10 protein-coding genes are annotated in these 14,612 nt (G+C 65.7%); 7 read left to right on the top strand and 3 right to left on the bottom strand.

What is annotated here, in order from left to right:
- Positions 1-79 precede the first annotated feature (79 nt).
- The 3 genes from hpf to secA all read left to right on the top strand — a co-directional run bounded on the left by hpf (position 80) and on the right by secA (position 4,915).
- Entirely contained in the window at positions 80-811 is a 732-nt protein-coding gene (gene hpf, locus LJ760_RS00975; protein ID WP_227918367.1) for a ribosome hibernation-promoting factor, HPF/YfiA family, read from the top strand.
- Positions 812-860: 49 nt separating this feature from the next.
- Positions 861-2,075, top strand: a complete 1,215-nt coding sequence (locus LJ760_RS00970; protein ID WP_227918366.1) for a winged helix-turn-helix domain-containing protein — start codon at positions 861-863, stop codon at positions 2,073-2,075.
- Positions 2,076-2,164: 89 nt separating this feature from the next.
- Positions 2,165-4,915 (top strand): preprotein translocase subunit SecA, encoded by a 2,751-nt coding sequence (gene secA, locus LJ760_RS00965; protein ID WP_227918365.1) that lies wholly within the window; start codon positions 2,165-2,167, stop codon positions 4,913-4,915.
- A 19-nt stretch (positions 4,916-4,934) separates the two neighbouring features.
- Here the strand turns inward: secA and LJ760_RS00960 are convergent, their stop codons facing one another.
- Complete coding sequence (locus LJ760_RS00960; protein WP_227918364.1) at positions 4,935-5,534, bottom strand: Rv3235 family protein; 600 nt, start codon at positions 5,532-5,534, stop codon at positions 4,935-4,937.
- 114 nt (positions 5,535-5,648) lie between these two features.
- Positions 5,649-6,443 carry a LysM peptidoglycan-binding domain-containing protein gene (locus LJ760_RS00955; protein ID WP_227918363.1) on the bottom strand — a complete coding sequence of 265 codons (795 nt, stop codon included), beginning with the start codon at positions 6,441-6,443 and terminating at the stop codon, positions 5,649-5,651.
- A 213-nt stretch (positions 6,444-6,656) separates the two neighbouring features.
- On the opposite strand from LJ760_RS00955, the gene LJ760_RS00950 reads away from it, so the two are divergent.
- Positions 6,657-7,223, top strand: coding sequence for a hypothetical protein (locus LJ760_RS00950; protein ID WP_227918362.1), 567 nt, complete (start codon positions 6,657-6,659; stop codon positions 7,221-7,223).
- Positions 7,224-7,259: 36 nt separating this feature from the next.
- On the opposite strand, the gene LJ760_RS00945 is transcribed toward LJ760_RS00950, so the two are convergent.
- Positions 7,260-7,493, bottom strand: coding sequence for a helix-turn-helix domain-containing protein (locus LJ760_RS00945; RefSeq protein WP_227918361.1), 234 nt, complete (start codon positions 7,491-7,493; stop codon positions 7,260-7,262).
- 210 nt (positions 7,494-7,703) lie between these two features.
- Here LJ760_RS00945 and LJ760_RS00940 point away from each other — a divergent pair, with 210 nt between their 5' ends.
- The 3 genes from LJ760_RS00940 (at position 7,704) to LJ760_RS00930 (ending at position 14,603) form a co-directional block, all read left to right on the top strand.
- Positions 7,704-8,363, top strand: coding sequence for an SAF domain-containing protein (locus LJ760_RS00940; protein ID WP_227918360.1), 660 nt, complete (start codon positions 7,704-7,706; stop codon positions 8,361-8,363).
- On the top strand, positions 8,360-9,685 hold the full coding sequence (locus tag LJ760_RS00935; protein WP_227918359.1) for an AAA family ATPase: 1,326 nt from the start codon (positions 8,360-8,362) through the stop codon (positions 9,683-9,685). Before LJ760_RS00940 ends, LJ760_RS00935 begins: the two co-directional genes overlap by 4 nt.
- 61 nt (positions 9,686-9,746) lie before the next feature.
- On the top strand, positions 9,747-14,603 hold the full coding sequence (locus LJ760_RS00930; RefSeq protein ID WP_227918358.1) for an NAD-glutamate dehydrogenase: 4,857 nt from the start codon (positions 9,747-9,749) through the stop codon (positions 14,601-14,603).
- Positions 14,604-14,612: the final 9 nt, after the last annotated feature.

Raw genomic sequence — 14,612 nt, 5'->3', positions numbered from 1 at the left:
GGGGTTATCCTGCGGCAACGGTCGCGAAGGCAACTGACAGCGGCCGTTGTTGTGTCACCGAAATCTATTGGAGGGCACCATGGAATTCATGATCAGCGGACGTAACGTTGCAGTATCAGACCGGTTCCGCGAGTACGCCGAAGAGAAAATCGGCAAAGTGGAGGCGCTCGGCGACAAGGTCCAGCGGGTGGAGGCCAGGGTCACGAAGCAGGGCAACGTCCGGGACGCAGACAGCGCCCTCACCGTGGAAATCACGGTCACCGGCCGCGGCCCCGTTGTTCGTGCCGAGGCAACATCCGGGGACAAGTTCGCGGCGTTCGACCTCGCGTACGGAAAGCTGCTGGAACGGCTGCGTCGGGCAAGCGACAGGCGCAAGGTGCACCACGGGCGCCACGCACCGGTACCCGTCCGGGTTGCCACCGCTGATCTTGGCCCCGTGAGCACCTCGGAGCCGCTCTACGCGCAGGTCGCGGCCGCTGCAGAGGAACGGGCCAACGAAGAGAACGCCCAGAACGCGGCAGAGGAAGACGCCACCGGCGACTGCCCCGTATTGATCCGGCGCAAGGTTTTCCCGGGTGCCCCCATGAGCCTTGATGACGCCGTGGACAATATGGAGATGGTCGGCCACGACTTCTACCTGTTTGTGGATTCCGCAACCGGCGCTCCTTCCGTGGTGTACCGCCGCCGCGGCTGGACCTACGGGGTCATCACCCTGGACTCCAAGTGCGCGGAAGGCGCGGAAGAGCCACGGGAAGAGACCCGCGGCTACCGTGTAGCGGAAACTCCCGTGGACGACCGCGCCACTGCCTGACCGTCCACCGCCTGACCGTCCAGCCGGACGGCTCCCCTAGGATGAGGGGATGAAAACCCAGCTCTCGCTCCGACAGGCCCGCCGTACGGCGCTGGCGGCGCAGGGACTGGCTCGGGAACGGCCCGCCGGCCTTGTCACCGCAAGGCAGGTGGGCCGTACCTTTGAGCGGCTTGCCTTATTGCAGATCGACTCGGTGAATGTGCTTGCCCGCAGCCATTACCTTCCGTTGTTTTCCAGGCTCGGCCCCTACGACCAGGCAATCCTGGACCGGCTGGGGACCCGGCGGCCGCGGCGCATGGTCGAATACTGGGCCCACGAGGCAAGCTTTGTCCGGCCCGGGCTTTTTGCTGATCTTCGCGCTGTCCAACGGCGAACCTGGATGACCGCCCATTCCCTGCCTTCCGCGGTCGCCGAGGATCTTCGTCAACGTATCCTCGGGCTTCTGCAGAACGCGGGCAGGCCTTTGACCTCCCGCCAGGTAATGGACCTCCTCGGCCACAGCGCCGTGCGGGATACCTCCGGCTGGGGATGGAACTGGAATACCGCCAAGCGCGTGCTGGAGGATCTGTTCGCTTCCGGACAGATCGGATCCGCCGGGCGGACCCCGCAGTTCGAACGGTTGTATGCCCCGACTGCGCTGGTCCATCCCGCAGGCGCCGCGGCGCTGGAACAATCCGATCCAGAGCAGGCAGTGCTGCGCCTGACCGAGGTTGCAGCCCGGGCACACGGCGTCGCGACGGTTCGGGGGCTTGCCGATTATTTCCGTCTGCAGCAGCGTGAGACGGCCATCGCTGCGGAGGTCCTTGCAAGGAAGGGCATGCTCGAGCGGGTGGAGGTGGCGGGCTGGCAGCAGCCGGCCTACCTGCACGCTGAGGCGGTGGTTCCGAGGTCCGTATCCGGCCAGGCGCTGCTGAGTCCGTTCGATTCCCTCATCTTCGAGCGTCGTCGGCTCGAGGAACTGTTCGGCTTCCACTACCGGATCGAGATCTATACTCCGCCCCAGGCCCGCCGGTTCGGCTACTATGTGCTGCCGTTCCTGCTGGGAGAGGAGATGGTGGCCAGAGTGGACCTCAAAGCGGACCGTGCCGCGGGTATGCTGCTTGTTCAGGCAGCCTTTTCGGAACCGGGTGCACCGCCGCAGACGGCGCGTCAACTCGCTGCAGAGCTGCAGCTCATGGCACAGTGGCTGGGGCTCGGGCAGATAATGGTGAAACCCGTGGGAGACCTGGCTCCCGCCCTGAAGCTGGCAGTATGCAGGGAATAAAGGTCTTTAGGGAATCACGGACCTTCACGGTACGTCTCTCACGTAGACTGAGGACGCCAGATTTCGGCAACTAGATTGGGAGCAAATCAGTGGCATCACTACTCGAACGAGTTCTTCGTACCGGCGACAAGAAGACGCTGAAGACACTGCGTAACTACGCCGACGCGATCAACGTGCTCGAGGATGAGTTCAAGGGCATGACCGATGCCGAGCTCAGGGGTGAAACGGATCGCCTCAAGGAGCGCTACAACGGCGGTGAGTCCCTCGACGACCTCCTTCCCGAAGCGTTTGCCGCTGTCCGTGAGGCTGCCGGGCGTACGCTCGGCATGCGGCACTTCGACGTCCAGCTGATGGGCGGCGCCGCCCTGCACCTGGGCAACATTGCCGAAATGAAAACCGGTGAAGGCAAGACCCTGGTGGCAACGGCCCCGGCCTACCTGAATGCGCTGACCGGACGCGGCGTCCATATCGTCACGGTGAATGACTACCTGGCGGAGTACCAGTCGGACCTGATGGGGCGCGTTTTCCGCTTCCTCGGCATGACCAGCGGCTGCATCCTCTCCAATCAGGACCCCGCGACCCGGCGCGAACAGTATGCCGCCGACATCACGTACGGAACCAACAACGAGTTCGGGTTCGATTACCTGCGCGACAACATGGCCTGGAGCGCTGCCGAGCTGGTCCAGCGCGGCCACCACTATGCCATCGTCGACGAAGTCGACTCCATCCTGATTGACGAAGCCCGTACTCCGCTGATCATCTCCGGTGCGGCCAGCGGCGACGTGAACCGGTGGTACACCGAGTTCTCCAAGGTCGTCCAGCGGCTGAAGCAGGACACCGACTATGAAGTGGACGAGAAGAAGCGCACCGTCGGCATCCTCGAGCCGGGCATCGAGAAGGTCGAGGACTACCTCGGTATCTCCAACCTGTATGAAGCGGCCAACACGCCCCTGATCGGCTTCCTGAACAACGCCATCAAGGCCAAGGAACTCTTCAAGCGGGATAAGGACTACGTGGTCCTCAACGGTGAGGTCATGATCGTCGACGAGCACACCGGCCGCATCCTGGCCGGACGCCGGTACAACGAGGGCATGCACCAGGCAATCGAGGCGAAGGAAGGGGTGGTCATCAAGGCCGAGAACCAGACGCTCGCTACGGTCACCCTGCAGAACTACTTCCGCCTCTACGAAAAGCTCGCCGGCATGACCGGCACGGCCGAAACCGAAGCCGCCGAGTTCATGAGCACGTACAAGCTTGGCGTGGTGCCCATTCCCACCAACAAGCCCATGGCCCGCATTGACCAGGCGGACCTGATCTACAAGAACGAAGTGGCAAAGTTCGACGCCGTCGTGAAGGACATTGCCGAGCGCCACGCCTCAGGCCAGCCCGTGCTGGTCGGCACCACCAGCGTGGAGAAGAGCGAGTACCTTTCCAAGCAGCTGGCCAAGGCAGGCATCCGGCACGAAGTGCTGAACGCTAAGAACCATGCACGTGAAGCCGCCATCGTCGCGCAGGCGGGCCGCAAGGGAGCGGTCACCGTAGCCACGAACATGGCCGGCCGCGGCACCGACATCATGCTGGGCGGCAACGCCGAGTTCAACGCGATTGCCGAACTGGAACGCCGCGGACTGGACCCGAACGAAAACCCCGAGGACTACGAGGCCGCCTGGCCGGATGCGCTGGAGAAGGCACGGACCGCCGTCGCCGCCGAGCAGCAGGAAGTAGTCGAACTCGGCGGGCTTTACGTCCTCGGCACCGAGCGCCACGAGTCCCGCCGTATCGATAACCAGCTCCGTGGACGGTCCGGGCGCCAGGGCGACCCGGGCGAATCCCGGTTCTACCTCTCGCTCACCGACGATTTGATGCGGCTGTTCAACTCCGGTGCTGCCGAACGGATCATGAACAGCTCGTCCATGCCCGACGACGTGGCGCTGGAGTCCAAGTTGGTCTCCAAGGCGATCCAGAACGCGCAGGGACAGGTTGAGGGCCGCAACGCCGAACAGCGCAAGAACGTCCTGAAGTACGACGACGTCCTGAACCGCCAGCGCGAGGCGATCTACGGTGACCGCCGTCGGATCCTTGAAGGTGACGACCTGCAGGAGAAGATCAGTTTCTTCCTGGAGGACGTAGTCACGGCGATGGTCAACGAGGCAACCGCGGAGGGCCACGGAGATGACTGGGACCTCGAGCAGCTGTGGACCAACCTCAAGACGCTTTACCCGATCAGCCTGACCATCGACGAAGTGGTTGAAGAAGCCGGCGGCCGGTCCCGGCTGTCCCGCGACTTCCTGCACAGCGAGATCCTCTCCGACGCGAAACTTGCCTACCAGGCACGCGAGGAAGCCCTGGGCTCGGCCACCATGCGCGAGCTGGAGCGCCGCGTGGTGCTCTCCGTCATCGGCCGTAAGTGGCAGGAGCACCTCTACGAGATGGACTACCTCAAGGAGGGCATCGGGCTGCGGGCCATGGCGCAGCGCGATCCGCTGGTGGAATACCAGCGTGAAGGGTTCGTTATGTTCCAGACCATGATGGAGGCCATCCGCGAGGAAAGCGTGGGCTACCTCTTCAACGCCGACGTGCAGGTCAGCGAACCTGCCGCCCCGGCAGCGAACGGGTTGCCGGGAGTCAAGGACGCCCGCGGCGTCGTCGGCACCCCGGTCATCAAGGCGGCGGGACTCGAAGCTCCGCAGCAGCCTGCCAGCCTGCAGTTCACCGCTCCGAACAGCCAGGGCGGGGTGGAGACCAGGGTGGAACGGACGTCCCGCGACAAGCAGGACACCAAGACCGCTCCGGCGGCCGGCAGCAAGTCCGCCGCGAAGAAGGCCAAACGCCGCAAGTAAACCCGCTTTACCTGGCCAGTTAGCCGATCTCCAAGGCAGTAACCTTCCAGAGCCCGCGCCGCAGCTGAACCCTCAGCGCGACGGCGCGGGCTCTTTCGTGTTCCAGTGCCACTACCGTGGCCTCGTAGATTCCTTCCGACACCGGGCAGAGGCGGCAGGATCGGATGCGTACGCTGCGGTGCAGCAGCTGCGGATCGGGCGCTGTCCTGGACCGCCCCTGGGGATTGTGCTGCAGCCCGCGGACGAGGTTGGCGCGCAGCTGCAGCCGTTCGTAGTTTTCGGGATCGAGCCAACGGGCCATCTGCTGCAGCGGGCGGGCACCGCCCAGGACCTCCAGCGCGGCGAGTGCCACGGATTGGCTGATGGCTTTCACCCGGGCATCGTCTGCGGGGTTCGATGCCCAGTTGGCGGCTCCGGCGGCAGGACGGTGCAGCGGATCCGCTTCGCCGGGGACAGCGTAACGTTCGCGCGGTCTTGCGGGGACGGGAGCTGGAAGCAGCTCCTGTGAAGGGGCCAGATAGACAGCGATGGGCCCCGCATCGCCTTCAGCACCCGGCTGGCCCGGTTGCGCCGGTCCGGCCGGGGCATCGGGAGCGGGAAGGAATATCACGCTGGTCATGGTGCGTCCTTTCCTTGCGCGGGAGCGGTGCGGTTGGTGGATTCCGGTTGGTGGATTCCGATGGCGGGCCGGTGCGCTGGAGCACCGCCGGCCGGTGGACAGCGGGGGAGAGGTTCAAGGAGGCGGGACGGCCAGAACCTGGCCGGGACGGATCAGGCCGGGATCCGGACCAATGACCTCGCGGTTCAGTTCGTACCAGCGGGGCCAGAGGGCGGCCGTCTCCGCGTCCGTGGCCTGGGGCCCCAGTTGCGAAGCGGCCAGGGACCACAGGGTGTCTCCCGCTGCAACCACGACTTCGCGCTCGTCCGGCCGAGGAACACCCGTGAGCAGGCCGCCGGCCGCAGGCTGCGGGGGCGAAGGACGCCAAAGCGGAGAAATGGCTTCGGCAGGATCAGCGGATCCCGGCTCCGGAGGAGTGGTTTGCGCGGCATCCTGTCCAACCGGGATGCCCGTGCGGGCGAACGCCGGTGCCCCGGGCACCGCTGCCGTGGTTGCGCCTGCCCCCGGCACCGCGCCCAACGCGCCGCCGGCCGCCAGCGAGATTCCCAGCGCAGCTGTTGCCAGCCGGCGCAGCGGCCCCGGGGCCAGGGAGAGGGTCCACGTGCCGGCTGTCCGGAACCCGAAGCGGTGCAGGAGGCACCCGGCCAGGGCGCAGGTAAATCCCAGCACCCACCAGAACGTGAGCAGCAGGCCTGCCGCGGCGGCGCAGAACCCGGCAAGCTGGGTCAGCGAGGCCCGGGAAAGCGGAGCTTCGGAGAGCGGACCGGGGGAGAACAAGACCGAACCTGCTACGGCAGCGTCCGGCAGCATTCGGGTTCCGCACCACAAGAGCAGCAGGCCAAACGCTGCTGCGGCTGCGGTTGCAAGTGCGTCCGCAGCCAGCCCGGGGCGGGAGGTGGATCCGGTCATTGCATTCTCCGATCTGGAGAGGAGAGCCGAGGTACTCGGGGGATCGTTCTAGCCGTTTAGGCTTATTTGGTTCGTTTCGATTCGATTAGCTGACGTTTGATAGCTCTAGAGGTTTTTTGGTGCCGTCTGGCCTGTGTGATGCCCGTGTCTACACTTCGGTTCGACCGGTGTCCAGAGTGGTTGAACAGGCTTCGTGGACGCTAGCCTTGGGCGATGCGATGGGACGCCCTGTTCAGGGACATGGAGGCACAGCTTGCCGCAGCTTCCGGGCTGGCAGCCGAGAGCGAGATTTCAGACCGTGTGCGGATGGAACTGCGCGGAATCAGTTTGCAGGACAGGCTGCGCAGCCAAAGCGGGAAGCAACTGGTCTTCGATCTCGGAACAGCAGGGATGCTGCGCGGGATCCTGAGGCATGTTGGGGAAGGATGGGTGTCGCTTGAGCAGGAACGCGGTGCAGCGTTGGCGGTGTTGTCCCAGGTGGTTGCCGTCAGGGGCATGGACCGGTTCGCGAGTCCGACGGCGGGGAACGTGCGGCTAGGGGTGACCTCCGCACTGCGCAGCATCGCCCGGGACCGCAGCGCCGTCGTCGTCCGTTCCGCCGGGGCGCCGGCTGACCGTGCCCTGTACGGGACGATCGACAGGGTGGGGGGCGACTTCCTGGAACTGGCGGTTATGCCGTCTGACCAGCCTCGGCGCAGCGCAAATGTCACGGGTGTCTATGTCCTGCCGACTGCCACGGTGGCAGCGGTGCTGTCACAACAGCACAACGGATGGGAGTGACCGGGTCCCGGAGACGGCGACGCAGCCTGCTCCTGTTCAGCTCCCCGCGTTCTCCTCCACCGGGATACCCTGCCGGACTGCCGCAGCGGACTTCCGGTAGGCCCGGGAAATATAGTCTTCGAGCTGCTGCGACTCGACCCGCCACTGGCCCCTGCCGCCGATCTGAATGGCGGGAAGTTCTCCGCTGCGGACCAGGGCATACGTCTGCGAGGAGGATATGTTCAGCACCTCGGCGACATCTGCCAGCGTCAGGAATCTCTTATCGCCCACGGCACTCACCTTTCGCACCGCACCACTGCGGCTTGCACCCGTTGTATACCAGCAGCACCAGTGTGGCACCAGCAGGATGCTGCTGATGGGTTATCCACAGATTCGACTTTCCTGAAAACCACCGTTTCCTTCCCGCTGCGCTTCCTCCACAATGACCCGAATGAGGCCCCCGGCGCGGGGCGAGGGGGATTGCAGTGGAAACGGGGGAGCATGAGTCTGACTGACCACCGCACACCGGGGGCGGAGCCGGCGGCGGCACGGCTGCGCAAGCCGTCATGGAGGGACCCGCGGCTCCTGCTCGGGATCCTGTTGGTGCTCGGGTCCATCGCCGGCGTCGTGACGCTGGTGGACAGCGCCGACCGGACCACGGACGTCTATGCCGTGAAGCACGATATTCCTCCGGGGGCGCCTATCGGTGCCGAAGACCTGGTTGCGGTGCCGGTCCGGCTGGGTAACGCCGAAGAGCTTTACCTCCCCATTGCCGCGGGCCTGCCGGTGGACGCCGTAGCGGGTGCAGCGCTTCGGCAGGGGGAACTGGTGGCCCGGTCCGCACTGGTGGAACGGGACTCGCTGGACCGCAAGCCCGTCGGCCTGCGGGTCGAGGACCCGCTGCCTGCCAGCACCGAGGCAGGATCACGCGTGGACATCTGGGCGGCCATGCCCAATGCCCGCAACGGGTTCGACGAGCCGAAGCAGCTGATCGAAGCGGCCGAAATATCGGAGCTAACCGTCACGGAGTCCGCCCTGGGCGCCAACCGCAGTACGGAGCTCCTGGTCCTCGTTGACGATTCGGACCTCCCGCTGCTCCTGAGCGCGTTGTCCAACCAGGCCAAGATCACCGTGGTCCACAACCCCTCCTCAGGCTCGTGAATATCCCTGTCGCTACGGTGGGGGCCGCCACCGCCGGTGTCCTTGACGGGTTGGAACGCCTGCAGGGACCTGTCACAGTGGTCCGGCGGTGCACGGAACTGACGGAGCTCGTGGCTGTGTCGCAAAGCGGGATCGTGCGTGCCGCCGTCGTCGTCGACGAGGCCGGGGACCTTACCGCGGCACTGGCGGAACGGCTGGCCGCGGCCGGGGTGGCCCTCGTGGCGCTCACCGACGATCCGGTGCTTCGGCCCCGGCTGGACGCCCTGCGGATAGTCAATGCCCCCGGCGGAGTTGACCCGGGCGCGCTCGCCGAATTGATTGCCGCTGCCGTACGGGCGTTGGACCAGGATGTGGAAGGCAGGGCTGCGGCAGGCAGCAACGCGCTCGCCGACCCTGCCTCGGCATTTGGTGCCGGCAGCACGGGACCGGGACCGGCAGACGCCGCGGAACCGGAGGGTGGCAGGGGCACCGTCACCGCTGTCTGGGGTCCGGCAGGGGCACCGGGCAGGACCACGCTGGCCGTCAATCTGGCGGCCGAAGCGGCTGCTGCCGGCGCGGAGGTGCTCCTTATTGACGCAGACACCTACGGCTCCAGCGTGGCGGTGAGCCTCGGCCTCCTAGACGAATCCGCCGGAGTGGCACAGGCCTGCCGCCTTGCCGACCAGGGGCTGCTCGACGACGCCGCGCTGCGCAGGATTTCGGCCAGTGTTTCCCTGCGGGGGCAGCGGCTGGCAGTGCTTACCGGTATCACCCGCTCTGACCGTTGGGTGGAACTGCGCCCGGCGGCGCTCGCGGGCGTCCTCGATGCGGCACGCCGGGTTGCCGACCTGACCATCGTGGACTGCGGATTCTCCCTGGAGACAGACGAGGAACTGAGCTTCGACACCATGGCCCCGCGCCGCAACGCCTCCACCCTGCTGCTACTCGACGCCGCGGACACCGTTTACGCGGTGGGTGCCGCCGACTCCGTGGGAGTTCCCCGCCTGGTCCGGGCCCTGTCGGATCTCACCGCGGCGGTTCCGACCGTGGAGCCGCGGGTCGTGTTGAACAAGGTCCGAGCCTCATCCGTTGGACGGCAGCCCGAAAGCCAGCTGCGCGGAGCGTGGGAAAGGTTTGGGCCGGGAGGGGAAATCGCCGCTTTCCTTCCGGCCGACTACGACGCCGCCGATGCTTCCCTGCTCTCCGGGACCGCGCTGCTGGAAACCGCGCCGGCGTCGGTCCTCCGGTTGGCCATAGCGGAGCTGGCAGGCGTGCAGGTTCCCCGACGCCGCCGCGGCGCACGCCGGACGGGGCAAAGTGACCTTTGGCGCATTCGAGGCTAGGCTCGATAAGAAGAGGCTGCAACGGGGCAGCCGGATGTAAGTACTATCGGAGGCGTATTACATGTCGTCAGGATCCCGCATCGCGGATCTTTTCAGTTCGGACACTTCCCTGGATGAATTCATCGGGAACTACTACGAGCATCTGGCGCGTGAAGATGCGCAGGCCTACGCGCCGTCGGTCCTAAGGGAGCGGGCGCAGAAGCACATGGAACTGGCGCTGACCCGCGCCGAAGGCACCGCCGCCGTCGACATGGTGGATCAAGGCGACACCAGCGTCATCCTTATTGTCACGGATGACATGCCCTTCCTTGTCGACTCCGTTACGGCAGAGGTGGTGCGCCGCAACGCCGCTATCCGGCTGGTAGTGCACCCCATTTTCCTGGCCACCCGGGATCCCCGGACCGGGGAGCTGCAGCAGGTGCAGCGGGTTCCCGCTGCAGCCGGCGTCTCCAGCGGCGACACCGCCGCCCTGCCGAACCTGGCCGACCTCTTGGGCGGCGACGGCGGCACCACCAAGGTGGAATCCTGGATAGCCATCGATGTTGCCCGCATTACCGACGAGGAGAAGCGCTCCGAACTCGTCGAAGGCCTGCAGAAGGTGCTGGGCGACGTGCGGATCGCGGTCTCGGACTGGCCGGCCATGCGCTCGAAGGTGCACGAGATTGCGCGTTCCCTCGAAGCGGTGCCCGGGGCCCGGGACATCCCCGACCTGCAGCAGGCACGCGAACTGCTGACGTGGCTGGACAACGGTAACTTCACCTTCCTGGGCTACCGGGAATACGACCTCATCACCGAAGACGGCGAAGATGCCCTCCGCCCCACTGAAGGCAGCGGTCTGGGGCTGCTGCGCCTGCACTCCACCCGGCGGGTCCAGCGACTGACAGGTGCAGGCCGCGCAAAGGCACGTGAAAAGCGCGCCCTGGTGATTACGAAAGCCAACTCACGTTCCACCGTGCACCGGCCTGCCTACCTCGATTACCTCGGGGTCAAGCGATTCGACGAGCAGGGCAACGTCAACGGTGAACGCCGTTTTATCGGGCTCTTCGCCACCGGTGCCTATACCGGCTCCGTGCGCAGCATCCCGATCGTTCGGGACAAGGTCCGCGATGTGATGCGTACCTGCGGTTTCCCGGCCGATTCGCATTCGGGCAAGGACCTGCTCTCCATCCTGGAAACCTACCCGCGCGACGAACTCTTCCAGATCGACCCCTCGACGCTGCTGGATACGTCCCTGGCCATCCTTCGCCTGCAGGAGCGGCGGCGCACGCGGTTGTTCCTCCGGCCGGACATCTACGGCCGGTTCATGTCCGCCATCGTCTTCCTGCCCCGCGACCGCTACACCACGCCGGTCCGGCTGCGTATCCAGGATGAACTGCGCTCCACCTTCAACGCAGAGTCCATCGATTTCGAAGCACGGATGACGGAATCCGCCCTCGCCCGCCTCTTCTTCCGGATCCGGCTTCCCCGCGGCCAGGAAATCACCGACGTTGACGCCGCTGAACTTCAGGCACGGCTCGTGCAGGCGACACGGTCATGGAGCGAGGGCATCGAAGAGGTAGTCCGCACCCAGTTCTCCCGCCAGGAGGCAGAAAAGCTCTCCGCTCTCTGGGCTGACGCCTTCCCGGCCGCCTACCGCGTGGCCTACGAAGTCGAAGACGCACTGGAGGACATTGCCCGCTTCGAAGCACGGCTCGCCCGCCCCGAAACCGCGCCGGAACTGTTCGTCTACATTCCGTCCGGCACCGACGACGCCGGCACCGAAGGTGAAGGGCCCGAGGACGCCCGGCTGAAGCTTTACCTGACCGAGCCGAAATCGCTGACCCAGATCCTGCCGTTCCTGCACAACCTCGGGTTGGAAGTGCTCGACGAACGGCCCTTCGAGATCCGGCGGGGCGACGGTACGACCTTCTACCTTTACGACCTGGGCCTCGTTTACCCGGCCGGCATCGATCCGATGGAGACCGGTTCCCTGCTGGCCGAAGCCTTCCGTGCCGGTTTGTCCGGGACTGCCGAGTCCGACGCTTTTGACCGGTTGATCCTGCGGCAGGGACTGCGCTGGCGCCAGGTGGTCATCCTTCGGGCGTACGCAAAGTACATGCGCCAGGTCGGCACGGCGAACTCCTACGGTTTCGTGGCAGGCACACTGCTGGCGAACCCCGACGTCGCCCGTGCGCTGATCGCGCTCTTCGAAGGACGCTTTGATCCGGACCTGACGGAGGACGAGCGGCGGGCCGCCGTCGAGCAGGCCGGCGCCGCCCTGGAGGCTGGCCTCGAGCAGGTGCCGACGCTCGACGCCGACCGCGTGCTGCGTACCTTTGCCACCCTGATCAACGCCACGCTGCGCACCAATTTCTACCAGGACAAGGCGTACGTCAGTTTCAAGCTGAACACCGGAGCCATCGACGGCGCTCCGTTCCCCCGCCCGAAGTACGAAATCTGGGTCTACTCGCCACGGGTGGAAGGCGTGCACCTGCGCTTCGGCGAGGTAGCCCGCGGCGGGCTGCGCTGGTCCGACCGGCGCGAAGACTTCCGCACCGAAGTCCTGGGGCTGGTCAAGGCCCAGACGGTCAAGAACGCAGTGATCGTTCCGACCGGCGCCAAGGGCGGTTTTTACGCCAAGAAGCTTCCCGATCCCGCAGTGGACCGCGGTGCCTGGATGGAAGAGGGGAAGAACAGCTACCGCACCTTCATCCGGGGCATGCTGGACCTGACTGACAACCTCGTGGTCAAGGAGTCCGGTGAGGAAGTAGTGCCGCCGGAGCGCGTGGTCCGCCACGACGGTGACGACAGCTACCTGGTGGTGGCTGCGGACAAGGGCACGGCGTCGTTCTCCGACATTGCCAACTCCATCTCCGCCGACTACGGCTTCTGGCTTGGTGACGCCTTCGCCTCGGGCGGATCCGTGGGTTACGACCACAAGGCCATGGGCATCACCGCCCGCGGCGCGTGGGAGTCGGTCAAGCGGCACTTCAGCGAACTCGGTATCGACACCCAGAGCCAGGACTTCACCGTGGTGGGTGTCGGCGACATGAGCGGCGACGTGTTCGGCAACGGCATGCTTTTGTCCGAACACATCAAGCTGGTGGCCGCCTTCGACCACCGGCACATCTTCCTGGATCCGAACCCCGACGCCGCCCGGTCCCATGCCGAACGGCAGCGCCTCTTCGAGCTTCCCCGCTCGTCGTGGGCGGACTATGACGAGTCCTTGATCAGCGCCGGCGGCGGCATTTTCCCGCGCCAGTCCAAGAGCATTCCGCTGTCGTCGGAGGTTCGCAAGGTTCTGGGCCTGCCCGACACGGCAACCAAGATGAGCCCGCCCGAGTTGTTGAAAGCCATCCTTACGGCACCGGTGGACCTGCTCTACAACGGCGGTATCGGCACCTACGTGAAGTCCTCGGCCGAGACCTCCGCCGATGTCGGAGACAAGGCAAATGACGCCATCCGCGTGGACGGCCGTGACCTCCGGGTCAAGGTTGTCGGCGAAGGCGGAAACCTGGGAATGACGCAGCGCGGACGCATCGAGGCAGCCCGCGCCGGGGTCATCCTCAATACCGACGCGATCGACAACTCCGCAGGCGTGGACTGCTCGGACCACGAAGTGAACATCAAGATCTTCGTGGACCGGATGGTCGCGGCCGGCCGGTTGGATCCGCAGGAGCGTGCGGAGTTCCTTCACTCGATGACGGACGAAGTCGGGCAGCTCGTCCTGCAGGACAACATCGACCAGAACATGCTGCTGCTCAACGACCGGCAGCGGGTCGTGGAATCCAGCCCGAGTTTCGAGCGCCTGATGGACTGGCTCGAGGAACATGCGGACCTTGACCGCGAGCTCGAGGCGCTGCCCGGCAACCAGGAACTGCACGCACGCATTGCGGCGGGCGAGGGCGGCCTGACGTCGCCGGAACTGGCCGTGCTTGCGGCGTACGCAAAGATCGAGCTCACGAAGGCCCTGACGCGCTCGAACCTGGCCGACGACCCCTACTTTGCCGGCACCCTGCGCCGGTATTTCCCGAAGCAGATTGTCGAGCGTTTCGGGGACCAGCTGGACACCCATCCGCTGCGCCGCGAAATCATCTCCACTGTGGTGGCCAACGACATGATCAACATCGGCGGCATTACTTTCGCCTTCCGGGTGATCGAGGAAACCTCAGCGACCGAAGCGGAGACGGCCCGCGCCTTCACCGCGCTGCGGGAGATCTACGGCATTGACAAGGTCCTGGCGGAACTAGGCGGCCTTCCCGCCGGCTTCCCGACGGACACCTGGTCCATGGTGCATTTGGACCTGCGGCGCCTGCTGGACCGCGCGGTGCGCTGGTTCGTCAACCACGTTGGCCGGGGAACAACCATCGCCGAGGACATCGAGGCGTTCCGGCCCGTCGTCCAGCCGTTGATCTCGGACCTGACGCGTTTCCTGCGCGGCTCCGATGCCGAGCGGGTGGAAGGCATGCTGCAGAAGGCCCGCGAGCTGGACATCCCGAAGGACCTGGGGACGTACTGGGCTGAGCAGTTCGAGTCGTTCGGCCTGCTCGATGTTGCCCTGTCCAGCAAGGCAACCGGAGTTCCGGCTGACGAAGTCGCCGGCGTGTACTACGCCGTCTACGACCAGTACGGGATTGACGACCTGCTGAACCGGATCACGAAGCTGCCCCGGGAAGACAGGTGGCAGTCGCTGGCCCGCGCAGCCCTGCGTGATGACCTGTACTCGACGGTGGCCGATATGACGGTGGCTGTGCTGGAGGCTACTCCTGACCGGTCCGGCGCGGATCCGTCGGAGCGCCTGCAGGCATGGGAGCAGGAGAATGCCGACCACCTGCAGCGCGCCTCCAAGATGTTCAGCGAAGTAAACCGCCTGGAGGAGGACGACATGGCATCGCTTTCAGTCGCCCTTCGCCTGCTTCGTTCCATCGTCCGCCGCTAGTTCGGGGTA

It is taken from the genome of Arthrobacter sp. zg-Y895 (assembly GCF_020731025.1).
Classification (GTDB): Bacteria; Actinomycetota; Actinomycetes; order Actinomycetales; family Micrococcaceae; genus Arthrobacter_B.
This window is presented reverse-complemented; position numbering and strand designations above follow the sequence as displayed.